The organism is Streptomyces sp. NPDC057623, from assembly GCF_042800355.1.
In the GTDB taxonomy this organism is placed as follows: domain Bacteria; phylum Actinomycetota; class Actinomycetes; order Streptomycetales; family Streptomycetaceae; genus Streptomyces.
In genome coordinates this window covers 1-25,821 of record NZ_JBHVGZ010000105.1, presented here as the reverse complement: position 1 = coordinate 25,821, position 25,821 = coordinate 1, and the positions used below count along the sequence as shown (strand labels likewise).

Genomic DNA, 25,821 nt, shown 5'->3' with positions numbered 1-25,821 from the left:
TCCGGGGAGGTATCCGGCCGCCAGTGGGGAAGCTCGCGGCCACAGAGTGCTAGATAAACGGCCGCCTACGGGGAGTATCCACTGGCCGCCGTCAGGTCTGTAGTCTGGCCAGTTCGAGGATCTGTCACCGGATGTCCCGCGCACCAGTGAGGTGTGCCTGGCCATCGACGGTGGACCCGACGAGCTCAACGCGACCTTTGAGCAGTGGAAGTCCAACGGGGTCACGATCCTGCGTGAGCCTTATGATGCGGGGTTCGGGCTGACCTTCCTCGCAGCCGATCCTGACGGGAACCGTATCCGCGTCGCACCGCAGGGCTGAAAGGCCGCAATGCGGAAGCGGTGCCAGACACGTCCCATCGCCCACGCCGTTGCTGAGACGGCTATCTCTCGCGCATGCGCCAGCAAGTGGGTAAATCGCTGGCGGCTACACGGTGATGCGGGATTGCAAGACCGGCCGTCGAGTCCGCACCGGAGTCCGCACGCGACTCCAGTATGGGTCATCGAGCAGATCGAGTCCTGGCGCCGCGAGCTCAAGTGGTCCGCGCAACGGATCACCGACGAACTTGTCAGTGTCGGTCTTGTGGTCGACCGACGACCTGTCAGCCGACACCTGACCCGGCTCGGCCTCGGCAAACGCCGCTTCATCGACCCAGGCGGTGAGAACAACCGGATCCGGGGAAGATCACTGCCCGCTGGCCTGGACAGACGGTGCACCTGGATGTGAAGCGTGGCTACGTCTACCTGCACTCCGTCGTCGATGGTTTCTCACGGCTCGCCTGCACAGAACCGCTGGGCGATGAGAAGGGCGCGACGGCTGCTGCTTTGCTCGCCCGGGCGAAGGTCTGGTTCGCCGCCCACGGCATCAACCACATCCACCGGGTTGTCACCGACTATGGCGCTTGCCACCGCTCCGGCGACTTCGCCCGCATCGTCGGGCAAGGCACCCGGCATCAGAGAACCAAGCCATACACCTCGGCACAACGGGAAGGTGGAGCGCTACCAGCGCATCATGGCCGAGGAAGTCCTCTATGCCCGCGAGTTCACCAGCGAGGACGCCCGGTCAGCCGCGATCGCAGTGTGGAACATCCACTACAACTACCACCGGTCGCGTAGTGCTGCCGCCGGAAGGCCGCCGGCAGCACGCTTCCGCCGAGAGTGTCACCAACGTCGAGCCCTCATACAGCTAGTTCTTCTGCAGGGTGCGGGTGACACCCGCGATGACGGCGGTTGTCAGCACCCACCCGAAGGCGATCAGTAGGTAGGCCAGCCCCTGGAGGCTGTCGCTCGACCAGTACCAGGCCGTGCGCTGCCCCAGACCCCCGATGGGGATCAAGAGGTCGAGTGTGTAGACGAGGGGCTGGAACGGGGCGCCTTCGCCTTGTTTGACCGGCTTGGGGGAGTCTGTGTCGAAGGCCAGCGTGCCCAGCAGGATCAGTGCGAGGAGCCAGACGCCGGCCAGCCAGGGCCGGTAGCCGTAGCCGACGGTCACATCGAGGAGGTGGCCCCATGTGCGGGCTGCCGGGGACAGCGCGCGGCGCCGGTGGCGTTGCTTGGCGAGGAGGACGCGGCGGGCGTCGTCGTCGTGCCCGGCCTTGCGGTACCAGGCTGCCAACTGCTCGTACGGTTGTGGGTTGTAGCCCGGGCTGCTGCGTATCCATGCCACGCGCCGGGCCACGGACTCCCGGTCGCCCACGGCCTCGTGGCGCTCGTCGTTCGCGTCCGCCGTCTTGATGGAGCCGTAGACGAAGCCGTCCAGCTCCACCCTCTCCGGCCAGCTGTGTTCGTTCTCGTGGAGGTACGACACCTGGGCACCCCGCAGGTCGACGGTGCCGGACGCGGGTTGGGCGAGGGTGAGATCGAGGTCGACGGCTTGCAGGTGCATGGCGAGCAGGGCCGGGGCGGTTCCGTCGTCGGTGGCCGGGCCGTTCAGGACGGCTCCGTCGAAGGTCACGTTGTCCGTGACCTGGGTCCCGCGCAGCCGTACCGTGCCGTTCGTGGTGAACCCTTGGGAGAACTTGAGCGACGAGGCCATGGCGTTGTCGAGGGTGAGGGCCACGCCGCGGGGGCCGGGTCCTTCCAGCCGGGCGCCCTGCATGACCAGGGTGCCCGGCAACTTCGCCCCCATCAGCCGGACTTCCCCGTATGCGACGAACCCGTTTCGGCAGAAGACGCCCCCTTCCATGGCCAGGCCGCCGGCCGACAGGGCCCACCCGTCCGGTGCGATCAACTTGGCCCCGTTGAGGAGCAGTCCGCCGTTCACTCGGGCGTCGGTGAGTGACAGTGCTGTGCTCAAGCGGTTGAACGGCGTGGGGGCGCCTGCCTCCACCACGGCGTGCCGCAGGGAGAAGTTGCCCTCGACGCGGGCCGAATCGGCCTCGATGCCGGGTATCCGGCTGCCCGTGAACACGAGGGCCTGCGTCGACGCGCCGAGGAGATTCACCGCCTCCTCGAACCAGCATGCCTCCAGCCAGAGGGCATGGGCGATCTGCGCGCCGGCCAGGTCAAGGCGTCCGGAGATCCGTGCCCCGGTGAGCCTCAGACGCGCCACCGCACCCGGTTGCCCGGTGTTCGCGCCCAGCAACAGCGCGGCGACCACCGCCGCCCGCACCGTCCGCTCGGGCCCCCACCGTCCGCCGTCAGTGACCCTGTCCTCCTCCGCAGTACCCGTACGGAGGTCCACCTGCCGCCCCTCGGGGAACGCGTCCCACAGCTCCCGCTCAGGTGAAGTCAACTCGTCGTAGGAAAACACTCATGCAGAGTAGTGATCTTCCTTTGTGCTTGCCTGGCCGCCCGCACCCGGATCGCCAGCTGTCCTTCGTACACCCCAACGCCCTCGGCCACCGCGACGCCGCATACCACGTCGAAACAGCGATGCTGAACACCCTCGGCTGAGCCGACCCGCCCCCGGCACCCCGCCGGCGATACCCCAGCGCACTGGCCTCCGGCAGTCGAACCTCATGGCCAAGGGCGGCCAGATCGTCGTAGTCGGCTTCGGAGCCCCTGCCCCGACCCCGTTTGCTCTCAGCTCGCCGGTCCTGCGTGAATAGCTGAGCCGCACATGATCGGGTGGGCGCTCGCATAGAGAAAATGACGTGCCCATAGCGTGATCGCATGTCTGGCACGCTGAGTTCAAAGAAAACCCGCGCCGCGCTCGCCGTATCCGCGCGCGTCTCGGTCGAACTGCTCCTGGTGTTCGCGGCGCTCGCGGCGGCTCTGTGGGGCCTCGGCCGCATGTGGTCGGTCGTGTGGCCGGTCATCGTCGCCCTGATCCTCACCACACTGACCTGGCCCTTGGCTCGTACTCTGCGGCGCCGTGGGCTGCCCCCGGCGCTCGCCGCGTCTGTGGTGACGTTGCTCTTCCTCCTGGGGATCGTGGTCGTCGTCGCGCTGATCGCGGTTCCGATGGCTTCCCAGTCCGGCGAGTTGGCCGACGGAGTGGTCGAGGGCATCCAGAAGGTGCGCGAGTGGGCCGCGGGGCCGCCGCTGAACATCGGCGACGACCAGATCACAGGTGCCCTGGACACAGCAGCCGCCCGGCTCCAGGGCAGCGTGGGAAGCGTGGTGACCAGCGTCGCGACGGGACTGGCCACCATGGTCAACGGTCTGGTCACCGCGGTCCTGGCGCTCTTCCTGATGTTCTACTTCCTCAAGGACGGTCCGCGGTTCCTGCCGTGGCTCGGCCGCCATCTGCCCGGCAGACTCGCCGTCGACGTCCCCATCGTGGCCGAGCGCGCCTGGAACACACTCGGGGCGTTCATGCGGTCCCAAGCGGTCGTCGGCGTGCTCGACGCCGCTGTGATCGGCGTCGGCCTGTGGGTCCTGGACGTACCGCTCGTACTTCCTCTGGCGGTGCTGACCTTCGTCTGTGCGTTCGTGCCGATCGTAGGTGCGGTGTTCGCCGGTGTCGTCGCGGTGCTCATCGCGTTGGTGTCGAACGGTCCGCAGGACGCGCTGATCGTGCTGGCCATCATCGTCGCGGTGCAGCAGCTGGAGGGCAACGTGTTCCAGCCCATGATCCAAAGCAGGGGTCTCGGCCTGCACGGGGCGGTGATCCTGCTCGCGGTGACCCTGGGCGGCAGCCTGGCCGGCATCGTGGGCAGCCTGCTCGCCGTCCCGGTCGTCGCGGTGATCGCGGTGATCTGGAACTACCTGCGCGAGCAGCTCCTTGACACCCCGCAGTCCCCGGCGCCCGACGAGGCGCGGGTCGGTGTTCCCGCCCCGGGGAAGTGAGATCGCCTCATGAGTGGCCCCCTCACAAGGGGGCCACTTCTGACAGCTGCCGCGAGCATGCGCTGGTACCCCCGTGCCGTTTCATGATCTGTCCAGCGGGCTGCCGGCGGTTCGTCGTTGGTAGTGACTGCGTCCGGCTGCTGCCTGGTGGCGTCGGCGACAGGTGGAGCAGTGCGGCAGCCTGGCCGCGGCCGGGACTCAACTTGCCCGAACCGGCCCGCGATTCGGGCCATGACGTGGTCGAACGTCGCCCGCCGGCGAGCATGGTCCATACGATGGCCTGTGGCCACCGCACGATCTTCAGGAGTCCACACATCCCCCGATGATCACGTGGTGGCCGTCCCGGTTCTCGGCCGGGCCGGGCCCACCAGGAGATGAGGAAGTCAGAGCGGCAGGCGCCTGTACGGACGCTCGGGTGTGCGAGACCGGTCCAGTGCCGTCAGGCGAGGGCGTCGAGCAACTCGCGCTCGCGCTGCGGGCTCAGGCCCGCGCGCCTTTCCCGGTCCAGCCCCTGCTCGCGTTCCCATCGCAGCGTGTCGGCCAGCATCTCCGCCCGGGTCCGGTGACGCAGCCCCGCGGCGCGCGCCGAGGACCCGTCCCGGGCCGACCACCCTTCCCAGCCCGGCTCAACCAGCCACATCGCCAGGGATTCGGACCCCATGTACTGGGCCACGCCGTTGGCGAGCAGCCACCCCGATTCGGCGGTGACGACCGGACCGGTGTGCCCGCCGGCTGCGCGGGACAGCTCGATCCACTCTTCGAACGGAACGAGCGGGCCGACAGCGTTGTATGTGCCGGTGGTTCCCGTCTCCGCGGAGTCGAGCAGCCAGGAGGTCAGGTCCCGCACGTCGACCACCTGGGTGGGGGCGGCCGGGGTGTCGGGGACCAGCATCGGTGCCAGCGGGTCGCGCGCGGCGCGGGCGACCCAGTAGCCGGAGCGCCCGCTGTGATCGCCCGGGCCGCCGATGAGCCCGGCTCGCGCGATGAGGAGGCGGTCGCCCACAGCGGCCGACGACGCCTGCTCGCAGGCGACCTTCGCCTCGCCGTACAACTCGCGGTCGACCTCGCTCCGGTCGGTCGGGGCGAGCAGGGCCGCGGACTCGTCCGCCCCCAGCGTGGCGTGGGAGGCGTAGGCGTTGCCGGACGAGACGTACACCCAGTGCCCGGCCTTGCTGCCCAGCGCGTCGAGCGCTCCACGAACGAAGCCCGGCTGCCATGACACCTCGACGACCGCGTCCCATACCCGGTCGAGCAGGGCCTCGTACGCCGACGGATCGCGCCGGTCGGCGGCGACCAGTGTCGCTCCGGCCGCGACTTCTCCGCTCTCGCCACGCGCGAGGCAGGTCACCCGATGGCCCCGTTCGACCGCCTGCCGCGACAGCTCCCGAGCCACCCATGCCGTTCCGCCCAGAACCAGGATCTCCATACCGACACACAAGCACCGGGATCACCGCCCGGCCAGGCGGATTCGCTGACAGCAGATGGCCAGCCGTCAGATCGATCTCGACCCTCGGGCAATGACGTCGACCCGACGAGGCATCCAAACACCCGATCACGAAGCCGCATTGGAGCACCGGTTCCGCATAGGGGTGCGGTCGTCGCTCGCGATGAGCCGAGGGCAAGAGCCGCTCCCCGCAGAGACATCTGACCCCGCGCAGACCGCGCCGCCGCCTGCCATCACGGTTCACGCCATCGTCAATGACCACACCGGTCCGACGGACCCTGCGTCGAGCAGGGTCAGCGCCGGCGGGGACACCGTCACCGTCGCGGCCGGGACCCGCACAGCGTGGCGGTCGTGGGTTCGGCGTTCCTGATGGGTTCTGGGAGGTTTCCGAGAGCCCGCGGGCGTCCGGGTCGTGCCTGTGGCCGTCAGCTATGCGGAGAACGGCGGACCGTCAGTACGGCGATGTCGTCATGCCGAGCGCTGTCTCCGGCAAACACGCGGGCGTCGTTGTGGAGTGCCTGAGGCAGCTCAGTGGGGGAGAGGCCGATATTCTCCGCCACCCGCTCCTCGAGGGGGTAGAAAGTCCCGTCGTTCGCGCGAGTCTCCGTCAAACCGTCCGTGGTCAGCAGCACGGTTGCGCCGAACGGGAAGGTGAACCAGCTGACTGTGTTGGGCTCATCGGCCAAATCGGCGAGACCGAGCGGCACACCCGTGCCCAGATCAAGGGTGGTGGCGCGGCCGTCATGCACCAACAGGGGCGCGACATGACCACAGTTGACCATCTGCACTTCTTGCTCCGCATCGACGCAGAGGACGAGCGCGGTCACAAAGCGTTCTTCGTCACCGGCCTGTTCGGCGTACGAGTTGTGTCTGACCACCGCGTCGTCCAAAGCGTCGACGAGCGCCGTCAGCGTGTGTTCGCGGTGAGCCGCTTCGCGAAAGGCCCCGATGACAGCGAAGGCCGCACCCACCGCGGCCAGTCCCTTGCCCTGCACGTCACCGATCAGCACCCGCGTCCCCCAGGGCGAATCGACGACATCGTAGATGTCCCCGCCGACCAATCGATCCTCCTGCAGAGGCTCGTAGAGGCCGTTGACCAGGGCACGGTCCGTCACCAAGGGGAGCGGGCGCAGGATGTGCCGCTGCATCGCGGCGGCCGTCGAACGCAGCCGGAGCATTTCGTGCTCGCGAGTGATACGCCGACGGCATGCATAGACAGAGACCACACCCAGGGCCAGCGTCAGCAGGATCAGCAGAAGACGATCGAGCCAATGGCCACTGCCTGAGTCGCGAAGGACCACTGTGGCAGTGACGACGCACACGGTCCACACCGCCACGAACGCGGTCTGCCGCACAGTGCAGAGAGCCGACGCTGTGCCTGGCAGAAAGACCAGAAGACCGAGAAGCCATACCTCGGACCCCGAGACCGCGGCGAGGACTTCCACCAGCGTGGTCGCCGCCACCACGCCGAGGAGAAGCTGTTGGTCGGGCGGGGGCTCGATCGCTTCGATTGCCTCGACGGATTTCTTCGGGCTGTTTCCGATCACGTGAACTCCCGGGCGTGCGGTGATCTTCCCGAACGTTAGCCGGGGTCTCCCACAGTTGGAGCAGCGCCCCGCCGCTCCAGCTCCTTCGGAGCCAGCCGTGGCACGCGGCAGCTGCTCAACCGAAGATCCCATTGCGGCCCGTGCACATGTCCAGGAGCAGTCCCCGGCCGCCTTCGGCGGCGGCGTGCCGTCGGCTTTCGGACCGACGTTCAGCAACAGGTTCCCGCCGCGCGAGACGACATCGACCAGCAGTCGGACGGCGCCCGTTGTGCCGGCACCGGCGGGCCGAGGCTCGCCGGTTCAAAGCCCTGGCCCGCATCCCGGCTCCCGCTGACCACGAGGAGCCGCTGGCCGACCGGACTGCGGCCCGGGGAGGGCACAGGCCCTACGCCGTGAGCCGGCGGCGGCACTGGCCGCACTGTCGGCGAGGCACCGGGACGTGCTGCTGGTGGCGTGGGGCGGTCTCGGCTACGAGGAGGTGGCCCCTGGCCCAGATGGTAGGTCCAGTAGCGGTCGAAGTCGCCGTTGGCGAGCAGCGCGCGAAGTTTCAGGACGGCTCGGCGCCGGCGCTCCGCCCGGCCGTCGACGCGTTCGTCCGACAAATTCGCTACTCGGCGGCCGGAGCACCGTGATACACAGCCGACGTGCAAAACATCTTGGAGTTCCCCGAGGTCCTGCGGCTGATCGAAGACCGCTCGGCCGCGTTCCGCGCCGCGATCGCGTCCGCCCCCGACCTTGACGTCCAGGTCCCGACCTGCCCGGACTGGACGCTGCGCGAACTGGCGCAGCACCTCGGCGACGGCCGACGCCGCCAGGCCGCCATCGTCGCGGCGGGCCCGGGCGCTGAGCCCCCGGCGAGGACGGACCCGAAGGGCGCCCCGACCGCGCCCCGCGACCGCGAAGCCCTGGACGCCTGGCTCGCCGAGTCGACCGAGCTCATGCTCGACGCGATGCGCGAGGCCGGCCCGGACCGCGGCTGCTGGACCTGGTGGGGCCGCTCGCAGGCCCCGGAGACCAGCGGAGCCGTGGCCCGGCACCAGATCCAGGAGATCGCCGTCCACACCTACGACGCCCAGCTCACCCAGGGGGCCGCACAGCCGCTGCCGACGGACGTCGCGGTCGAGGGCGTCGACGAGTTCCTGACGACCGTCTCGGCGACGACCGTCCCCTGGCCGTTCAAGCCGGCGAGCATCGACCTGCACACGACCGAGGGCCGCTCCTGGCGCCTGACCCTCAACTCCGACGGCGTCCGCTGCGACGACCTCGCCGCCGACGCGGAGCAGGGCGACATGGCGATGCGAGGCGCAGCGAGCGAACTGGTCCTCTACTTCTACGAGCGCGTCCCGCTCGACAGCCTGGAGACTACCGGCGACACCGAGCCGATGGAGCAGCTCGCAGACTGGGACCCGAACGCGTAAGACGCGCACTTGTGACGCATCAGTCGGTGGTGCGCGCGCTCCTGCGGGCGCCACTGGGCCCGGGTTTCGGACATCGCGCGGTTGCGCGCAGGATGCGGGCCTGCTGTTCAAGGGCGAAGGGCGCATCTGCGGGCGGCTCACGCTCGACTGGGCAGTGCGCGGCGGGTGCAGATTGCTGGGACTGACCTCGTAGGCGGACCGGGATGCCGAGGCAGTCACCTACTCGCTGTGGGTGGACTGGTTCGAGGACCCCTCCACTTCGGCGATGGCCTTCGCCGAGGTCCTCGGTAACGACATCGACCGAGTGGTGGCCGAGCGATCGGCAGCCCTGCTCCGCCGAGCCCGTCGGGTTCTGGAGTGTTCGGGCCCGGTGCGCTGGGCGGTGAAGGAGCCGACGTACCGCACCGCCGCGCGGGTCCCCGCCCTGCACTCAGCCCTTTTCCACGGCCTCCGAGCGAGCTTCCACGACGTCCACGGCGACCTGGAACCGGCTGCCGCGCTGCCTCTCCTCGACGAGCTGGATCTCCCCACGAACACCGAGTACCTTGCCGAACTGCGCCACGTACTCACCGCGGCGCAACCGTAGGAGGGCATGCAAGATCGGCGCTCCATACGCAGAGCGCCGATCCTGTGCGGTTCACGCGGCAACGTGTAACCGCTGGTTCCTGATCGCATGGGTGGAGCCCGCAACTCTCAGGAGTGGTCGGTCGATTCCGACACAGAGAGCTTCCCCTGTAGCCACAAACCTTTGATGAATGGCCCTGCCCAACGCAGCCTCTCCCGCCGACAGCAACCTCCGCGAGGCATGTATCGCCAGGCCAGGGCCTTGGTGACCTCCCCGATGGCCCGGCGCCGACGTCCAGCGGCGACGACCGTTGGCTGAGTCTGACTGGGATAAAGCCGCATCTATCTTCCGACGGGTCTGGTCTCACGATGCTCGGTCATGCGAATCGCCAGATCACAGCCGTGATCGCGTTCCACGGCGATTGATGCTGATGCTCCGCATGGTGGACATCAGCGCATCAACGATCGCAGAGGGCTCGCGAGGCATACGGCGGTGATGCCACGATGCAGATCCCCATCTCGGCGTCGGCAAACGCCAGTTGGGCGACGTACTTGGAGCCCGCAACACGCCAACGCGCCCTTGAGCGCGGGCGTCGAACTCAGGAGGCAGGACATGCCCCACACATCTCGAGCGATGGGGTGCGTCGTAGGCGGCGCACCCCACACGAGGCTCTCGACACCCGATGCGGTGGTCATCGTCGTCATCACGGTCTTGGCCTGCGTGATGACAGGCAGCGGCCTGGACGCAACGTCGACTCTGGCGGTCCTGGGCGGTGCCAGTCTGGTCGCGTCGGGCACACTGCTGGTCCTTCGGGGCACAGGGCAGCGCCTGGGGCGGCTGCTCGTGCGCGCGGCGCATGCGATCCCGGCGCCATAGGCACACGGGCCGTGGGGCGTAGGGAGAAGCCCGTAGCCACGCCTAACGGGGGACTGGAGAAGTTGGCTCTCTGGCTGCGCGCCCAGCGCGCGGCCGGAGGGTGGTCCTATACCCAACTGGCGGACCGGGCAGGGATTCATGCCACGACGCTTCAGCGTGCGGCATCAGGAAGCAGTGTGCCCAGCGCGCGTGCCGTCGAGGCGTACGCACGGGCCTGTGGCGCTCCGGTCGATGTGGCGATGGATCTGTGGAGGCAGGCTCGCAGAGGCGAGCATTACGGCTCTGCCGACGTTCGCTCGGCACCGAGTCCGATGTATGTCGACGGAATCGGCAAGTTCAAGGCCGGCTTGCAGGGGCTGTACGTCATGGCTGGTCGGCCGACAGTGCGGGCCATGGAGCAACAGGCGGGTGCCTGGGGAAGGCTGCCGCACAGTACCGCTCACCGCATAGTGCAGGGGCAGACGGTTCCTCACGACGAGCGTCAGCTGATCGGGTTCCTGGTCGCGTGCGGGGTCAACGCATCAGAGCATCGCCTGTGGGTCGATGCGTGGAGACGCGTCCTCGGGCATGCTCCGCCCGAGGTGATCGCACCTGCTGGGCGGACAGCGCCGCCCGCGCCTCCGGCGCAGGTTCCGGCACCGAGTATGCGTTTCAGCCTGCTCGGACCGGTGCGCGCCTGGCGCGGCGAGGAGCAGCTGCTGACGGGCTCCCCCCAGCAACGTGCCCTGCTCGCCGCCCTGCTGCTGAGGGAGGGCCGTACGGCCACCGCGGCGGAGCTGATCGACGCGCTGTGGGGCGAGGAGCCGCCGTCACAGGCGCTGGCGGCGGTGCGCACGTACGCCGCGCGCTTGCGGAAGGTGCTGGACCCCGGGGTCCTGGTGAGCGAGTCGGGCGGCTACGCGATCCGGTCGCTGGGCGAGGGCGCGCTGGACCTGGCGGTGGCGCAGGAGCTGGCGGCGGAGGCGGAGAAGGCGCGGGGAGCAGGGGATCTGTGCCGCGCCCGGGAGGTCCTGGGCCGGGCGCTGGAGCTGTGGGGCGGCGAGGCGCTGGCGGGTGTGCCGGGGCCGTACGCGGAGGCTCAGCGGGTGCGTCTGGAGGAGTGGCGTCTCCAACTGCTTGAGGCGCGCTTGGACATGGACCTGGAGCAGGGCGGCCACGCGGAGGCGGTGTCGGAACTGACGGTGCTGACGGCGGCGCACCCGCTGCGGGAGCGGCTGCGGGAGCTGCTGATGCTGGCGCTGTACCGCAGCGGCCGGCAGGCGGAGGCGCTGGCGGTGTACGCGGACACGCGGCGCCTGCTGGGGGACGAACTCGGTGTGGACCCCCGACCGGGCTTGCAGGAACTCCAGCAGCGCATCCTGCGAGCGGACCCCGGCCTCGCGGAGCCGTCGGCGTCGGCCGCCGAGCCGGTGGCGGCCCCTGTGCGGCCGGCGCAACTCCCGGCGACTGTCCCCGACTTCACGGGGCGGAGGGACTTCGTGCACGAGGTCAGAGACGTGCTGTCCTCCGCCTCGGGGAGCGTAGGCCGGGTGATGGCTGTGTCGGCGCTGGCCGGCATTGGCGGAGTGGGCAAGACGACGCTGGCGGTGCACGTGGCGCACCAGGCCCGGTCGGCTTTCCCTGACGGACAGCTCTACGTCGACCTCCAGGGCGCGGGCCCGCGCGCGGCGGAGCCGGAGACGGTACTGGGCTCCTTCCTGCGCGCCTTGGGCACCGCGGACTCGGCGATCCCGGACTCCCTGGAAGAGCGGGCGGCGCTGTACCGCTCGGTCCTCGACGGCCGCCGGATCCTGGTGCTCCTGGACAACGCGAAGGACGCGGCCCAGGTACGTCCCCTGCTACCGGGCACGGAGGGCTGTGCGGCGCTGATCACCTCCCAGGTTCGGATGGCGGGGCTGGCCGGGGCGCACCTGGTGGACCTGGACGTGATGTCCCCGGACGAGGCGTTGTCCCTGTTCACGAGGATCGTGGGCGTGGAGCGGGTCGCCTCCGAACGGGAGGCCGCACTGGACGTGGTCGCGGCCTGCGGCTTCCTGCCGCTGGCCATCAGGATCGCGGCGTCCCGTCTCGCGGCCCGCCGGACGTGGACGGTCTCGGTCCTCGCGGCGAAGCTGGCAGACGAGCGTCGACGACTGGACGAGCTCCAGACCGGTGACCTGGCGGTGAAGGCGACCTTCGAGCTGGGTTACGGCCAGATGGAGCCGGCACAGGCTCGGGCTTTCCGGCTGCTGGGGCTGGCCGACGGACCAGACATCTCGTTGGAGTCTGCAATCAGCGTCCTTGACTGCGGCACAGATGGAGCCGAGGACCTCCTTGAAGATCTGGTGGACGCCGGACTGCTCACCCCACTGGAACCCGGACGTTACCGACTTCACGACCTCGCTTGGCTTTACGCCAGGGCAGTCTCGGAGAAATTCGGCGATCAAGTCATGGATGAGCCAAGCCGACACCAGACGAACGCACCCCTGTACTGAGCGCATTCCGTCACCCCGCCAACCGTATTTCATCGGTTCCTTGGCCGGCCTCAGGCTGCTCTCTCAAGCCAGGCTCAGCGTGCGGACCCAGGGGCGCATTCTTGTAGTGGTGAGGGTGTCTCAAAAGGCAGCCTTGCGCGAAGTGACGGATATCCCCGAGGCTGGTGCGAAACGGGCGGGTCGAACGGGGGCGGGGAGTGGCGTATCGGACCGTGCGCGCCAGCACGCGAAGGCCGCGCAGCAGATGGCGCGCGTCCCACGGCCGATGCCACCGTCACCCCGGTTGACGTCACGTGCACTGTTGAAGGCCACAGCGGCCAGGTAGGTAACTCATCCAGCGATGCCACGGGAAAGGGTGCTATCACCATGCCTGAAATCAGCATCAGCGGTGTCTGGCAGAACGTGAAAGGCCCGTCGGACCTTTCGTCCTTTCGGGGCCTGGGAACCAGCAGGATAACCTGGGGCCAGCCTGCGGAAACCGACACCAGTTCTTACGAGTTCGAGGGCGGCACCAACAACGTGGACGTCGATGGTACCGCATGGGTATTAGGCACCTTCACCCACTACAACTACCCCATCATCGCGCCGTTCGAGCGGTTCACGGTGGATCTGTACATCACGGCGACAGTCGCGAACGGACCGACGCGCGACCTCACCATCACCTTCGACCACTACGAGTCGCCCAACCGGGGCCCCGAGGCGGCCCAGGCGGACGAAGTCACGGTGCAGCCTCTCAGCATCGACGACAAGTGGAGGGCCCTGCGTTTCGTGAAGATCGAGGGAGTCGAGTCCGACATGATCTTCGAGGGCTTCTACTCACACGACACCCAGGTGCTCAATCAGAAGTACCGCAGCCCTGAGAACAAGAGCAACATGGCGGATCTGCACGTCCGGTTGGCCCGCTACAACGGCCCGCGGTAGTCACACCGCGCACGGACAGGTCGAGCGCCACCCGGCTGCATCTCTCTGTCGTCACGACGAAAGCACTCGCCGTAACGCTTGCCGGACACCCGGCCATGACAGCGATGGGGCACGCGCAGCGCCGTGGATCCGGCAGACGGAGCGGGAGCTGACCTCGATCGACGCGCCGGGCCACTATTCCGACAAGGGCCGACGATCGGGGAGGAGGGGCTGCTCGGAGTGGTAGTCCAAAGAAGCGGTGTTCAGATTCACGTAGGTGGTTCGGATGACCTCGTTGAACGGGTCTGCCCGCCCACCAAGGCGACGATGGACGGGCAGAGGGGCCAGAGTTATCACCGTGTTCGGACGGGCGCCCCGTGCTTGTCAGGTTGGCGGAGAACGGTCACTTCTCTGACGGGTGCTGGCCAGGCGTGGATGAGGCATCACTTGGTGACCTCGTCGATGACCTCCTCCGGGGCCAGGTCGACGGCAGTGTCCCGGTCTGCCGCGGGCGTGGACGTGCAGTCTGCGGTCGCCTGGACCGTAGAACGACAGTGCGAGGAATTCTTCGTCCCAGGTCGTGCATCATGCCGCGGACCATGAGCTCGCCGGAGGCGGAATGCGTGGTGTGGCTGGCCGACGAGCACCGGCAGTCCAGCGCGATGCATCCGCGACGCTGATGATCTCCCCGGGTGTCGAAATGATCGGTGGGGCGGCCCTAGCAGGCTCGCTCCCGGCCTTGGATACACGGCGATGCGAACCAAGAACTGGTCAACCGCCGCTGACGGCTGCCGCGCCATCACCAGGGTCGGCGCGCAGGCGACACGTTCCGTGCGACCTGCCCGGCAAGCACGGCCCAGGGCCCGGCACGGTGCGGCGCCTACATGCCGGTGGGGAAGTTCATGGGGGCCGGCGGCGGTGTGGGGATGTAGTGGTGGGCGAGGTTGGCGTCGCGGTTGTGGGGCCCGTGGGCATGGGCCTGCGGGTCGCCATACGCCTTGACATCATGGCGTCCGGAAACGATGTCCCGAACGCGCATCACGACTCGGCCGAGCAAGGTCTTCATCGGTGTTCCCCCTGGTGTACGTGGTCTTGTCGAGGATGATGTACCAACGGCCGAGGCGGATTCCAGAGAGTTGAGCCGATCTTGAGCCTCGGCCGGTCCTGCAGCGGATGGGGCGCAGTGCGCATCCACCCATCGGCCGGCCTCCACCACGCATCGCATGAGGGCTCGGCCACCGTCCCGTTCGGCCATCTCGGTCTGTGCTCTGATCCAAACGACACGCCTCCAAAGGAGAGCCGGTCGGGGTCCAGGCCGCGGGTGGCGGCGGTTCTGACCATCAGTTCGCGCAGTGCGCGGTGGACGAGCAGGTGGGCCCAGATCTGCTGCGGGACGCCGTCGGGGGCGCTGCTGGTGAGCACGACGCGGGCTTCGCGTTGGTGGGGCTTGAGCTCGGCGAAGACGGCTACTGCCTCCCAGCGTTGGTGGAGAGCGCGGCCAGTTGGCGGGCGGGATAGCGGTGGGTACCGGTCAGGGTGGTCACCAGCCGGTAGTCCTCGGCCGGCCGGTGGGTGCTGTGCAGCTGACGGGCCGCCACCCTCACCGTGACCGGATCACGGTGGCTGCGGTCGCCGGTGGCGTGGATGCGGGAGAGCCAGGATCCGTCCCGTGGCATCCGGTCGACGTGCAGGGTCCGTTAAGGCCGACACCCGCCACAACGGCACGCCCGAAAACTCCCAGTCGGCCAGGACCAGTTGACCGGTGTCGCAGGAGCGCGGCAGGCGGCCGACCAGGGTCACCTCGCCGGTGCGGCAGCCGGCCAGTTCCGCGTCCAGCACGAGTCGGGTACCCACCTCGATCAGGCAGGCCATCCGCACCTGGGGAAAGCAGGACTTGTCCTGCCCGCGGCTGTTTCCATGACGGCCGAAAGCGGCCTCGTCGGCCGCACTGTCGGCCACGTCCCAGCAGCGGCGTCCACCGGCGGCAGCCGCCGCCCCCGCCAGAAGGCGCCCAAGGTGGCCTCGGTACCCGCCGGCTTCGCGGTCGTGGTGAACAGCACCCGCAACGGCTCAGTTCCCAGTCGCTGGCGGGCCCGAAACAGCGACGACTTCGCCGGCGCATGCCACTCACCCAGCAACCCCGCACCTCGCAGGCCCTCGACCAGGTGCCGCATCACTTCCAGATACGGCGCTGGCGGGAACAGGGCCGGCGCGAGCACGAAGCACATGACCAGCCGGGCCGGCAGCAGGAGTTTGCGATGCTCAGCACGACCGCAAGCGGCCATCACTCGATCCACCAACCCCGGCGGATACACCCAAGTCAGCAGGCCTAACCCGACAACTCGCCGACATTTGCAGATACCCGAAACCACCCCCGGGACCACTACACAGCAACATCCGCCCGCGAGCTCACCCAACGGCATTGGCACCAGGGCGTGTTCGAGATGTGGGCTCGGTCCGGGTTGGTGATGGTCACGATCCGACCGCTGCGGTGTTTCGGTTCGCTCCTCAGCTGATCCGCCAGGGACGGAGCTTCTCGGGGTTTCGCACCGCCCAGACCCGCCTGATCCGGTCGCCCGCGACCTCGAACGCGAACACGGTCGCGATGTTGCCGTCCTGCTGCGCTACCAAACCGGGCAGGCCGTTGACCGTGCACTCCAGGAACGTCGTGCGGTCACCGGACACACGGGCGATCTCGGCGTAGGCGCGTGCGATCTGCTCACTGCCCACGATCGGGTGCAGGTGGGTGACGGCCAGCCCGCCGCCGTCGGCGGTCGCGACGGCGTCGGGGTCGAGCAGGCTGATCAGGGCATCGATGTCCTTGGCCTGCCACGCCGTTTTGAACTGCCTGACGATGCCGGCCTGCTCGGCACTCGGACCCGCCGGGGTCTGCGCAGTGCGAATGCGACGGCGGGCGGACGAGGCCAGTTGGCGGCACGCCGCCGGAGTGCGGCCGACGATCTCGGCGACCTCCCCGAAGGGATAGCGGAAGACGTCGTGCAGGACGAACGCGACGCGCTCAGCCGGGGTCATCGAATCGAGGACGACCAGGAAGGCCATCGTCACTGACTCGTCGAGGGTGACCCGATCGGCCGGGTCGATCCCGCCGGCGCCGGAGCGCCCGGTGATCCACTCCGTGGGTTCGGGCAGCGGTTCCGGGATCCAGTCGCCTACATACGTCTCCCGCCTGGCCCGCGCCGAGCCGAGCAGGTTCAGGCAGATGCGGCTGGCGACGGTCATCAGCCAGGCGCCGGGCGACTCGATGGCCTGCTGCTCCCGCGCGGACATGGCGTACCAGCGGGCGTAGGTCTCCTGCACGACGTCCTCGGCGTCGGCAAGGGAGCCGAGGAGTCGATAGCCGAGGTTGATCAGCCGGCGCCGCTCATTCATGATCGCGCTGAGGCCCGGATCCCTCTGATCGTCGCCGGGCTCGGCTCTGGTGGTCATGGTCTGGCCGTCTCCCTCGCTCGCTTCTGTGCCGTTACCCGCTACGACAAGACAGCGCACCGGAATGTGAGGCCGACGCGCCGCCTCACATTCCGAAGCGCCGCGTTGTCGTAACGGTGTCGTACCGGTGAGGGCGACAACACGACGGAGAGGGGACTTTGATGAACGACTTCCAGGCCATCGCGGACCGCGTCGAGATCGAGGCACTGCGCGGCGAGTTCACCGACGCGGTGATGATGCGCGACCGACCCCGCCTGGCGTCGCTGTTCACACCGGACGGTGCCCTGCGCATGCCCAACATCCCCGCCGAGCAGATCGGCCGAGAGGAGATCCGTGCCGGGGGCGAGCGGCTGCAGAGCCAGTGGGACTTCTTCGTACAGAACACACACCCCGGCACGATCCTGCTCGACGGCGACGCCGCGACCGGCCGCGCCTACATCCAGGAACTCGCGCGCACCCTCGACGGACGCCAGGGTCTGAACTACGCCGTTTACCACGACCGTTACCAGCGCACCGAGGAGGGCTGGAGGTTCGCCGAGCGGGTGTACGAGGTCAGGTACCTCGACACCTCCCCGCTGGCGGGCACGGTGCCCCACTCGGCGCAGGGCTCCGGGACCAACCCGGCAGATGCCACGGCCGCCCCGGCTCCGGTCGCATCCTTCACCGACCCGGCAACGGCCGAACAACTGGAGCGGGTGGCCGCCGCGCTGCGTGCCAACGGCTTCGCCGCCGAGATCCTCGACGACGCCGCAGAAGCGCGCGTCCGCATCAAGGACCTGGTCCCCGAGGGCGCCAGCGTACTCACCGGAGCCAGCGAGACGCTGCGACTGTCCGGCATCGACGAGGACATCAACGCCGGCGGCCAGTACGACGCCGTCAGGCCGCGCATCCTGGCCATCGACCGTGCGACCGGCGCCGACGAGATCCGAAGGCTGGTCGCCAGCCCCGAATTCGTCGTCAACAGCGTCGCCGCGGTCACCGAGACCGGCTCGCTTGTTCTTGCCTCAGGCAGCGGCAGCCAACTCCCTGCCAACGCGGGCGGCGCCGCCCACGCGGTCTGGATCGTCGGCGCGCAGAAGGTGGTGCCTGACCTGAGCACAGCCCTGCGCCGCATCGAGGAGCATGCCCTCCCGCTGGAGGACGCCCGCGCCCAGGCGGTGTACGGGATGCCCAGCGCCGTCAACCGCCTGCTCATCCTCAACGCGGAACCCAGCCCAGGGCGCGGCACCGTGCTGCTTCTCCGAGAGGCCATCGGATACTGACCCGGGCCGGGGTCCGTTCGGCTCACAGGCTCAGAGCCAGTCATTGATGGCGGCGATCTGGACGGTGGCCTCGTAGCGAACTGCGAGCTTGTCGCACCGGGTCGCCAACGGCCCTGCGCCGCTTGAGGCGGTTGATTCCACTCGTCGGCCTTCCACTTCGTGAAGCGTGTGGACTCCGACGTCGATCGACAGAACACCGAACGGAACCGGACCACCCTCACACCCAGGTCAATCCGAGTTCGATCTCAGTAACCCCTAAAATACGCCGGGACGCCTTCCCACCTTCTGTACCGAGGCAAGCGGCTTGAGCTCGTCGTGAGCCATTTCTTCCCGGAAGGATTTTGCGAGCATATCCCAGCGGGCTGCAAGTTGGTCACAGAAACGAGGTATTCCCGACGGGGAGGATGAACTCGGCACGTCGACGAGGCACCATTCTTGGCGGCATTTGAGAATCTTCCACAAATCTTCAACTCGCCCATTTCTCTGCCTCTGGGCTTCTTCGACCTTCTCTATGAACTCATCATCTCCGCTTGCGGGCAGATGGATTATAGGATCACTGCTATATACGGGATAAGGTACGGTGAATTCGTAAGCCATTCCGCTCGACGCACCGTTATGGCCAAACTCGCGCATTTCTCGAATTGCTTCGCAGCGAGTCTGCCAATGCCGCCTATTGTCAACGAACTTACCAACGAGGTCCCACCATTTTTCCTCATCCTCCAGCCACTCGCGAAGCTGCTCCGCCGACAGGCCGCCATTCGATCCCTGAGCGCTTCGATGCTTCCAAACACAGGCGGCCATGGCAGCCGATCTTTCAATGAACAGCTGTTCATAGTAAAGCAACTCAATCTCGTGCACATTGTCGGGGCGCAGCCGGTTAGGATATCTGTCAGGGTAATGCTGCTCCGCCCACCGGATAAATTCTGCCCTTCTTCTGAGCCCGATGAGGTCCGGATCATCCGCCAGGAGCCAAGGGCGGATAGAGCTGGCAAATCCACTGTCTTGATTCCGTGAAGACAATTCGAGGAAGTGTACCGCCCTCTCGGCCAAGTCGTGGACCATCCTATTAATATCCTCCCCCTCTTCGTCGAGCCGAGCAGAAAAGTATCTTCTTCCATCTTGGGGTTGCACCTCCGCATCAGCCACGCCCCCTCTTATTGGGAGGAGGCAGGTAGAGTAAATGCAAGCCGTATCGTAGTAGCTCTGCCAGTGGGGAAACAGGAGGGACAGTCGCATTCGCCGCGATATGTCGCGAACCTCGATCGGCCAAGCCATTCGCGCTTCCTTGTAATTGAATGCGCGCAGTACCTCCCAGGCCTTAGCGATGACCGGATGCTCGACAACTCTGTAAGCCGATACATACTTGAGGCCACGAAAATCGGACTTTTCTCCATGCCGGAGGGCGCGGGTCCAACACCGCCGGACCGGATTCCCCACCAACAGGAGGCGCAAGGCGGCTCGGGGGACTTTTCCCTCAGGAATCCTCCGCGGATAGAAGTAGGATCGCCTCAGTTGCTGTGCTCTGGCTTGACCAATAAATTGGAAGAACTCGCGCTGGATCAGTCTTCCTGGCACCGTTTTGACCGGGCCATCAGGTAGGACCTCGCCAACCGCTTGAGGGAGGCGATGTCCGGAGCCCGGATTGCCCTCGCCATACAGCTCTCCCTCCTGATCGATAAGGTACTGTTGAAAACCTTTAAAATAGCCTGCGAAGATTTCTGCGATACGAATCCGGAGATGTTCGCACTCTTTTATGCGTAGGCCGGTCACCTCGTCGTGGGGGGGACCAGTCGGCACTCAGCCGCTCGCCCATGGACAACAGGACCGCTTGGCGATACCTGGCCATGAGCAGGGGTGCCCTCCACCAATCCCCGCGCATGGATACACCTCTACGGCGAAAATATACCGGCTTCCTTCTGAACGGATGATAGATTTTCAGATCAATACCCGATGGTGCGAGCTTGATAGCGTTCTCGTATGTAACCAACGCATCGATATGCATCCCTATCTGCTCTTGCAGCATGCCTACCTCAAGGCGAAGATAAGGGTTGTGAGGATCGAGCTTCAATGCCTCATAGTAATATCCGAGCGCTTCATCGAAACGTCTGTCCTTCTTGCATTGTTGTGCTTGTTGAACATTCCTGAACAGTTGGGGCGGGACCGCGAGGCGCCGCCATGCCGGCCAAGGTGGCTCGTCCACAAGCCTCGTCAGTGGCAACACAAAAGCGCACACTTCGTAAGCTGCTTGCTCCAGGGCGAGATCCCATGTCTCGCCTGTGCAGGTGATCGGTTGACTGGCCCATTTCGGCAGCACCATCACCTGCACCGTTACGCCGCACTTGCCGTCGTCACCGTTGAAGAGCGCACCGTTAACTTGGTATGCGTAGCTGACTTGTCCAGCGGCAAGGAGTCTTCCGATACTGACAGCTATACTCGCGCCGACGTTTCTCGTATCTACAGCTGGACTGCGCAACACTTCCGCAAAATCAATCTGCTGTGCACCTCCTGGAATCGGTTCGGGGGCTTGAATGTCTACTCGGTTAAGCTTCTCTCGGAAAGTCGTAGTCAACCGATCAATCGGCACGTCGGCTCCACCGGTTTCGTCTCTGAGCGGGGGCACAGAAATGGGGCCGGGTGCACGTATTCTTTTGGACATGCCGATTCTGCGCCAGCAGTAGATCGCCGTCAGGAAGAAAATTCCGAGTATGAAAAATCTATACGGCTCCAAAACCACCAGAAGCCCCAGGGCCGGCTTGCCTTGCCATTTCTTGACGTCTACCCCGAAGGCCAAAATTCCGCACAATACTGCGACGGCTGTGAGGGCAAAGTAGACCGACCATAGAATAGGTCGGGGTTTCGGTGTAGAGGCCTCTGCCCAGTGACCCGACTTCCTTCTTCTGGAGGACATGCTGACCTCCGCGGCACGGTTCCTTTGGGAGTTCCGTCTGGGCGTAACAAGTCTAGGTATTGATGTGTACAGTCGCATCTTGGCGATGGCGTGGGCCTGATGAGGAAACTTGGCGGGATCACCTCTCAGTGAATGGTCAATTTTCCGTCCGATGGACAGTTGCCAATTCACTGTTTGCCTCACAGGCACAACCGGCTACGCGCCCACTGCTGGAGATCGTGCCCGCGTTGGAACGCGCCCACGAACTGACCAGCGGGCACACGTCCTGCTACTGACCGGCTATCAACTCCGGCCACCGTCCGCCACACGGCCGTCAAACGGATCGCGCGGCTTGGCTCTCAGCTCCGCCCCGCCTCGGCCAACGCAGTGAGGATCCGTCGGGTCTTGTTCTCCGGGTGCTCGGAGAGCGACACCCCTCGCTCCCGCACCGCATCCTCCAGCTTTCGCTGCTTGCGCTCGGCCCGCGCCGTGAACTCCTCGGCGTCGTCCTCGTCCTTGGGCTTCACCCGGATCGAGGCCTCCAGGAAGTCCAGTCCGGCGGCCGACCACGTCTCCAGATCCACGTCCAGGTCGTCGAGTGGAACGTCGTCGGCCTTCATCGAGAGGATCGGACCCAGCGCCACCAGTCCGTCGAGCGTGACGGCGGGCGCGCAGGAATGCAGGAACTGGTCCTGCAGCGTGCCGATCGGCACGGCAGGATCAGCCCCGGCCTGCACCGCGCCCGACAGCGCCCCCGGCGGCTGACCGTGCACCAGGGAGGCGGCCAGCACACGGCGGTTTCCCGACCAGTCCTCCTCGATCTTGTACGTGAACGGCTCCGTGTCGAACCGGTCGGAGAACCGGCCGACCAGTTGCTCGCGGGTGCACGGACGCAACTTGACGGTCAGGTCGTCCGTGTCACCACCGATCCGAAACCGCACGATCACGCCGCCGTCCAGCAACGGCACCCGCCCGTCGGCGACGCCATCCCGGTCCTCGGCGAACCAGATCCGACGCTTCGCCATCGCGCCCCGCGACGCGTCGAGGGCGGTCAGCGCCGCTGCGACGTCCCCCTCGATGTTCACCTTGACTTCGACCGGCAACAGGTCCATCGCACCGCTCCTGCACGTTTCCTGGAAGGTCTCGCGGCCGCCCCGCCCGCCGGACCGCCCAAAACCACGCACGGCCCCTCGTCGCCCTCCCCGACCTCAGGGTCCGGTCCCGTCCGAGGCCGTGTGTTTCCCGCCGCCCCGGCTCCACGGGCACGCCCGCGGGTCATGTGAACAGTGTCCGCCCGGCCCGGGGCCCCGGCAATGCGGGGGACGTTCCGTCAGCTCCCCTCCGAGGCGTACGGCGTACGCCTCAACCCCCTTCACGTACGGGCCGAGTACGGTCACCGGCTCCGCAAGGACACGTCCGCACAGCCGGGCTTCGTAGCATGCCTTGCACACCGCGAAGCTCCCGTTGCAGCTCGTAGCCGGTGGTCCGGGTCTGCTCTGCGACGCCGGCACGCACTCTCGCCGCAGCGGGCGCGTGCCCGGCCAGGTCCTTCGTCCTGGACCGTCCCCCGGCACCCACTCCAGATCGGCAAGGGCAACGACTCGGGCTGTGTCATCATCGACCGGCCCACGGCCTGGTGAGGCCACTCAGCGGAACGCACGCGATCGCCCGCGCGGACGTCCGGGGCGTCTTCTTCGTTTGGGCCCACTTCAGGGGTAGTTCGGCCAGCACCACGACGAAGGCCGGGGAGTCCGGGAAGAGTTGCTGTTCGGCTACCTCCTTGAACCCCCAGTCCTCGTACAGCGCCTGGCCCCGGGGATGCGTGATGTCCATCAAGAGGACGGCAGGTTCTCGTCCCGGTCCTCCAGGAGGGTCCGGGAGTTCAGGTCGGTGGTCCCCTGCCTCCGATACGCCTGGCGGACGGCAGCGTCACGATCGGAGAGAGCAGCTGGCGGCTGCTGTCGCGACGCGTCGCCAACGACGAACCGAAACTGCTCGAACTCCTCGGCGACGCCCCGGCCCTGGGCGACGACGCGAACTGCCCGGGCCACTCGTGCTGCCGCACCCATCGGCCGTGCCGACGCCAGACATCAGATGATCTCCGGCCCGCCGTACTCCTTCGTCGCCGCCTTGGGAAACCGGCCGCACATCCTGGACCGCAATCCTGAACGCGGTGCGGCTGAAGCCTTGCACCGGCCGCTCCCTGCCGGCCACCCCGGCGGCTCCACCCTGGCAGCCGTGCCCCCACGCCCTGTTGCGCCTTCAACAGCCAAGCCATCGGCTCCGTTTTCGTCGGTCGGCCGATCGGGCTACGCTGGATATGTTCGAGGCAATAGGGGACAGAATGGTCGATCGTGGAGGTCGATCGTGGAGGTCGCCATGGATGTCGCCGTGGGGACATTCAACCTCAATAATCTCTTTTCACGGTTCAACTTCCAGGCAGAGATATCGGCTGTCCATCCGGTCGATGGCGAGGATCGGCTGACCTCCAGCTATGTCTTCGACGACCCTGAGAGCGTGCGGATCCGTACGTACAAAGGCAAGCTGGTCAAGGGGATAGATCCCCAGGAACAGAAGGTGCTCGCCCGACGGATCAGCGAAATGGACGTTGACATACTGGCCGTGCAGGAGGTCGAGGACATCGACACCCTGCGCTTTTTCGTTGCTCAGCATCTTGGCGGCGCCTACCCGCATCTCTCGCTGATCGAGGGCAATGATCCCCGCCTGATCGATGTTGCCGTCCTGTCCAAATTCCCGGTCGGGGCAGTGACCTCCTGGCAACACGCGGTCCATCCGGACGTACCCGGTAGACGCGTCTTCAGCCGGGACCTGCTGGAAGTGCACGTACTGGATCCCCGTGACCCGGACAAGCATCTGCTGACCGTCTTCAACAACCATCTCAAGAGCCAGTTCGTCGACCGGGACACCGACCCCGAGGAGGGCAAGCGCCTCGCCGACGAGCTACGCGCCCGCCAGGCGGACACTATGGTCCGGATCATCGGCGAACGGACCCGCCCCGATGGGCGCTACATCGTGCTGGGCGACATGAACGACAGCCCCGAGGCACCGACGCTCGCCAAACTGGCTGAGTCGACAGGTCAGTTGAGCCTGACGGAGGCGCTCGCGCATCCGGAGGAGACCCGGGCGCCCAAGCCCGACAATCCTCCGCCGCCTGCCTCGGGGTCGTGGACCCATCGATTCAAGGAAGCCGGACAAGCCGCCAAGTACGAGTTGTTCGACCAGATTTGGCTCAGCGAGAGCCTCACGACACGGCACAAGAGCTCTCACATCGACCGACGTACGAGACACGGCGGTGACGGATCAGATCACGATCCCGCCTGGGTGGTCCTCGATCTCTAGCCTTTTCCCCTTTTCCATACCGGCTTTGTTCCGGCTTGAGTACCGGCGGAGGGAAGACTCATGCCTTTGAAGAACTACGGAGTGCTGGCGTGCAGGGTCATCGAGCGGCGCCGTGAAGGGACGCACGACGACACCCCGCATTACCAGCTGCATCTCACCGACAGCAGAGGCACGCACTACCGCGGTGCGGTCAACGTCCTGTCCCAGGAGTCTCCCTCCGAGCTGCTGTTCCTGGCCATCGACGATTTCCGGCATCCCGTGACCGCACAGCTTCCTCCGGCAGGGAGTGGATGGACGGAGCTGTCGTCCCGGCCGGGCACAGCGAGTCTGGACTTCATCCGCGGCAACCTCTTCGCCCCGGAATCGATGCGTGAGCTGCCTCCTGATGTGGCCGGCCCGGACAATGACCTGGCCGACAGGCTGGACCACTACATCGAGCGTGCCATCGGCGATCCCACGGCCGTCCTGTACCTGTTCGGCGAGCGGTGGGGGCCGGAACGCAACAAGCGCGACAAGGTCTTCGACTTCGAGCCTGGCAATGGTGTGCACGACATCCACATGAACCAGGGCAGCGTAGGGCGTTTCCGTTCGTCCAACGGGGTCTGGCAGGACGGTGCACTGATACTCCATTTCCCCGCCGAATCACGCTGGGTGGCCGTGTTCCTGGCCTTCCAGTCCCAGGCCTGGCACACCGACGAGGAGACCGGCCACCCCATCGAGACCGCACCTGCCCGCCCCGTCCAGCGCGAGGCCGAAGTACGCATCCTGGCCGCCATGGTCAACCCCAAAGGCCCGGCACCCGAGCGGGAGAACGTGACCCTCATCAACGCCTCACCCGAATCCGTCGACCTCAACGGCTGGCACCTGGCCAATGAGAACGACCACATGCTCCCGCTGCCCGCAGCGCGCGTCTCCGCAGGCGCGACCGTCGTCGTCCAGAGCGGAGACGGCTTCGAACTCGGCAACAGAGGTGGGGCGATCACCCTGCTCGACCCTTCCGGGCTCAAGGTCCATGGTGTGTCGTACACGGAAGCCGAGGCGCTTCGCGAGGGGTGGACGGTGTCCTTCTGAGGGGTGGATGGTGCCCTCCTGAACTGAGTCCTTCTCTGTAGTTCGTCATGGAGGAGCACCCAGGTACACCACCCCCGTGCGGCCCCGGGCCCTGCACGCCCACCTGCGCCGGCGCAACGCCAACGCCCGCCACCGCGTGACGTCCTGGCCGCCGAACGCATGGAACGCGCCCGCATCCGAATCGAGAAGGGCATCCAGGGGGAGACGCTCCCTCGTAGCCGCAGCATGAAGCCTGACCGGCCTGCTGCGGGGGGGTGCCCCTATCTCTTTCGTCAAGGGGCGGGTCGGTTGATTGGTGATGTTTCAGGCGGCTTGGGGGACGGCTTGAGGTTCGAAGAAC

At 66.9% G+C, this 25,821-nt stretch carries 19 protein-coding genes and 4 pseudogenes; 11 read left to right on the top strand and 12 right to left on the bottom strand.

Features of this window, described 5'->3' with window-relative positions; translation table 11 throughout:
* Positions 1-103: 103 nt before the first annotated feature.
* Positions 104-319: pseudogene (locus ACFU95_RS47440) on the top strand (VOC family protein); the annotation flags it as partial.
* Positions 320-328: 9 nt separating this feature from the next.
* Positions 329-1,187 (top strand): annotated as a pseudogene (locus tag ACFU95_RS47435) (integrase core domain-containing protein).
* On the opposite strand, the gene ACFU95_RS47430 reads toward ACFU95_RS47435, so the two are convergent.
* Positions 1,184-2,749, bottom strand: coding sequence for an oxidoreductase (locus ACFU95_RS47430; RefSeq protein WP_383842913.1), 1,566 nt, complete (start codon positions 2,747-2,749; stop codon positions 1,184-1,186). The pseudogene ACFU95_RS47435 and the gene ACFU95_RS47430 overlap by 4 nt on opposite strands.
* Positions 2,750-3,111: 362 nt before the next feature.
* Between ACFU95_RS47430 and ACFU95_RS47425 the strand changes: the two genes are divergently transcribed.
* A complete protein-coding gene (locus ACFU95_RS47425; protein ID WP_383842910.1) occupies positions 3,112-4,230 on the top strand; it encodes an AI-2E family transporter in 1,119 nt (372 codons plus the stop codon).
* Between the two features lie 439 nt (positions 4,231-4,669).
* On the opposite strand, the gene ACFU95_RS47420 is transcribed toward ACFU95_RS47425, so the two are convergent.
* Together ACFU95_RS47420 and ACFU95_RS47415 are read right to left on the bottom strand one after the other, a co-directional pair.
* Positions 4,670-5,656 (bottom strand): NAD-dependent epimerase/dehydratase family protein, encoded by a 987-nt coding sequence (locus tag ACFU95_RS47420; RefSeq protein ID WP_383842907.1) that lies wholly within the window; start codon positions 5,654-5,656, stop codon positions 4,670-4,672.
* Positions 5,657-6,099: 443 nt separating this feature from the next.
* The gene (locus ACFU95_RS47415; RefSeq protein WP_383842904.1) at positions 6,100-7,221 is read right to left on the bottom strand and encodes a PP2C family protein-serine/threonine phosphatase; all 1,122 of its coding nucleotides are present in this window, start codon (positions 7,219-7,221) and stop codon (positions 6,100-6,102) included.
* Positions 7,222-7,865: 644 nt separating this feature from the next.
* Between ACFU95_RS47415 and ACFU95_RS47410 the strand changes: the two genes are divergently transcribed.
* The 5 genes and pseudogenes from ACFU95_RS47410 to ACFU95_RS47390 all read left to right on the top strand — a co-directional run bounded on the left by ACFU95_RS47410 (position 7,866) and on the right by ACFU95_RS47390 (position 13,475).
* A complete protein-coding gene (locus ACFU95_RS47410; protein WP_383842901.1) occupies positions 7,866-8,639 on the top strand; it encodes a maleylpyruvate isomerase family mycothiol-dependent enzyme in 774 nt (257 codons plus the stop codon).
* A 232-nt stretch (positions 8,640-8,871) separates the two neighbouring features.
* Positions 8,872-9,225 carry a hypothetical protein gene (locus tag ACFU95_RS47405; RefSeq protein WP_383842898.1) on the top strand — a complete coding sequence of 118 codons (354 nt, stop codon included), beginning with the start codon at positions 8,872-8,874 and terminating at the stop codon, positions 9,223-9,225.
* A 482-nt stretch (positions 9,226-9,707) separates the two neighbouring features.
* Positions 9,708-10,301: pseudogene (locus tag ACFU95_RS47400) on the top strand (helix-turn-helix domain-containing protein); the annotation flags it as partial.
* 423 nt (positions 10,302-10,724) lie between these two features.
* Positions 10,725-12,494, top strand: a pseudogene (locus ACFU95_RS47395) (BTAD domain-containing putative transcriptional regulator); the annotation flags it as partial.
* A gap of 426 nt (positions 12,495-12,920) precedes the next feature.
* Positions 12,921-13,475 (top strand): choice-of-anchor K domain-containing protein, encoded by a 555-nt coding sequence (locus ACFU95_RS47390; protein ID WP_383842895.1) that lies wholly within the window; start codon positions 12,921-12,923, stop codon positions 13,473-13,475.
* A gap of 859 nt (positions 13,476-14,334) precedes the next feature.
* Here the strand turns inward: ACFU95_RS47390 and ACFU95_RS47385 are convergent.
* From ACFU95_RS47385 to sigJ, 5 genes are all read right to left on the bottom strand, one after another.
* A complete protein-coding gene (locus tag ACFU95_RS47385; protein WP_383842892.1) occupies positions 14,335-14,520 on the bottom strand; it encodes a hypothetical protein in 186 nt (61 codons plus the stop codon).
* A 400-nt stretch (positions 14,521-14,920) separates the two neighbouring features.
* Positions 14,921-15,130, bottom strand: coding sequence for a hypothetical protein (locus tag ACFU95_RS47380; protein ID WP_383842889.1), 210 nt, complete (start codon positions 15,128-15,130; stop codon positions 14,921-14,923).
* Positions 15,069-15,413, bottom strand: a complete 345-nt coding sequence (locus ACFU95_RS47375; protein ID WP_383842916.1) for a hypothetical protein — start codon at positions 15,411-15,413, stop codon at positions 15,069-15,071. The genes ACFU95_RS47380 and ACFU95_RS47375 overlap by 62 nt, the downstream gene beginning before the upstream one ends.
* Positions 15,314-15,877, bottom strand: coding sequence for a transposase domain-containing protein (locus tag ACFU95_RS47370; protein WP_383842886.1), 564 nt, complete (start codon positions 15,875-15,877; stop codon positions 15,314-15,316). Before ACFU95_RS47370 ends, ACFU95_RS47375 begins: the two co-directional genes overlap by 100 nt.
* An 85-nt stretch (positions 15,878-15,962) precedes the next feature.
* A complete protein-coding gene (sigJ, locus tag ACFU95_RS47365) occupies positions 15,963-16,901 on the bottom strand; it encodes an RNA polymerase sigma factor SigJ (RefSeq protein ID WP_383842883.1) in 939 nt (312 codons plus the stop codon).
* A gap of 161 nt (positions 16,902-17,062) precedes the next feature.
* On the opposite strand from sigJ, the gene ACFU95_RS47360 reads away from it, so the two are divergent.
* Positions 17,063-18,163 (top strand): LUD domain-containing protein, encoded by a 1,101-nt coding sequence (locus tag ACFU95_RS47360; RefSeq protein ID WP_383842880.1) that lies wholly within the window; start codon positions 17,063-17,065, stop codon positions 18,161-18,163.
* Positions 18,164-18,418: 255 nt separating this feature from the next.
* Here the strand turns inward: ACFU95_RS47360 and ACFU95_RS47355 are convergent, their stop codons facing one another.
* The 4 genes from ACFU95_RS47355 to ACFU95_RS47340 form a co-directional block, all read right to left on the bottom strand.
* The gene (locus ACFU95_RS47355) at positions 18,419-19,309 is read right to left on the bottom strand and encodes a hypothetical protein (RefSeq protein ID WP_383842878.1); all 891 of its coding nucleotides are present in this window, start codon (positions 19,307-19,309) and stop codon (positions 18,419-18,421) included.
* A 550-nt stretch (positions 19,310-19,859) separates the two neighbouring features.
* The gene (locus tag ACFU95_RS47350; RefSeq protein ID WP_383842875.1) at positions 19,860-21,071 is read right to left on the bottom strand and encodes a tetratricopeptide repeat protein; all 1,212 of its coding nucleotides are present in this window, start codon (positions 21,069-21,071) and stop codon (positions 19,860-19,862) included.
* Between the two features lie 338 nt (positions 21,072-21,409).
* Entirely contained in the window at positions 21,410-22,162 is a 753-nt protein-coding gene (locus ACFU95_RS47345; protein ID WP_383842872.1) for a hypothetical protein, read from the bottom strand.
* 502 nt (positions 22,163-22,664) lie between these two features.
* On the bottom strand, positions 22,665-22,883 hold the full coding sequence (locus ACFU95_RS47340; protein ID WP_383842869.1) for a hypothetical protein: 219 nt from the start codon (positions 22,881-22,883) through the stop codon (positions 22,665-22,667).
* Positions 22,884-23,417: 534 nt separating this feature from the next.
* Here ACFU95_RS47340 and ACFU95_RS47335 point away from each other — a divergent pair.
* On the top strand, positions 23,418-24,410 hold the full coding sequence (locus ACFU95_RS47335; protein WP_383842866.1) for an endonuclease/exonuclease/phosphatase family protein: 993 nt from the start codon (positions 23,418-23,420) through the stop codon (positions 24,408-24,410).
* 60 nt (positions 24,411-24,470) lie between these two features.
* Positions 24,471-25,481 carry a DUF2278 family protein gene (locus ACFU95_RS47330; RefSeq protein WP_383842863.1) on the top strand — a complete coding sequence of 337 codons (1,011 nt, stop codon included), beginning with the start codon at positions 24,471-24,473 and terminating at the stop codon, positions 25,479-25,481.
* Positions 25,482-25,821 lie beyond the last annotated feature (340 nt).

Coding starts and splice junctions, on each gene's coding strand:
- ACFU95_RS47425 (WP_383842910.1), top strand. CDS start 3,112: ATGTCTGGCACGCTGAGTTCAAAGAAAACCCGCGCCGCGCTCGCCGTA.
- ACFU95_RS47420 (WP_383842907.1), bottom strand. CDS start 5,656: ATGGAGATCCTGGTTCTGGGCGGAACGGCATGGGTGGCTCGGGAGCTG.
- ACFU95_RS47390 (WP_383842895.1), top strand. CDS start 12,921: ATGCCTGAAATCAGCATCAGCGGTGTCTGGCAGAACGTGAAAGGCCCG.
- ACFU95_RS47385 (WP_383842892.1), bottom strand. CDS start 14,520: ATGAAGACCTTGCTCGGCCGAGTCGTGATGCGCGTTCGGGACATCGTT.
- ACFU95_RS47380 (WP_383842889.1), bottom strand. CDS start 15,130: ATGCCACGGGACGGATCCTGGCTCTCCCGCATCCACGCCACCGGCGAC.
- ACFU95_RS47370 (WP_383842886.1), bottom strand. CDS start 15,877: ATGCCGTTGGGTGAGCTCGCGGGCGGATGTTGCTGTGTAGTGGTCCCG.
- sigJ (WP_383842883.1), bottom strand. CDS start 16,901: ATGACCACCAGAGCCGAGCCCGGCGACGATCAGAGGGATCCGGGCCTC.
- ACFU95_RS47360 (WP_383842880.1), top strand. CDS start 17,063: ATGAACGACTTCCAGGCCATCGCGGACCGCGTCGAGATCGAGGCACTG.
- ACFU95_RS47350 (WP_383842875.1), bottom strand. CDS start 21,071: ATGTCCTCCAGAAGAAGGAAGTCGGGTCACTGGGCAGAGGCCTCTACA.
- ACFU95_RS47345 (WP_383842872.1), bottom strand. CDS start 22,162: ATGGACCTGTTGCCGGTCGAAGTCAAGGTGAACATCGAGGGGGACGTC.
- ACFU95_RS47340 (WP_383842869.1), bottom strand. CDS start 22,883: ATGGACATCACGCATCCCCGGGGCCAGGCGCTGTACGAGGACTGGGGG.
- ACFU95_RS47330 (WP_383842863.1), top strand. CDS start 24,471: ATGCCTTTGAAGAACTACGGAGTGCTGGCGTGCAGGGTCATCGAGCGG.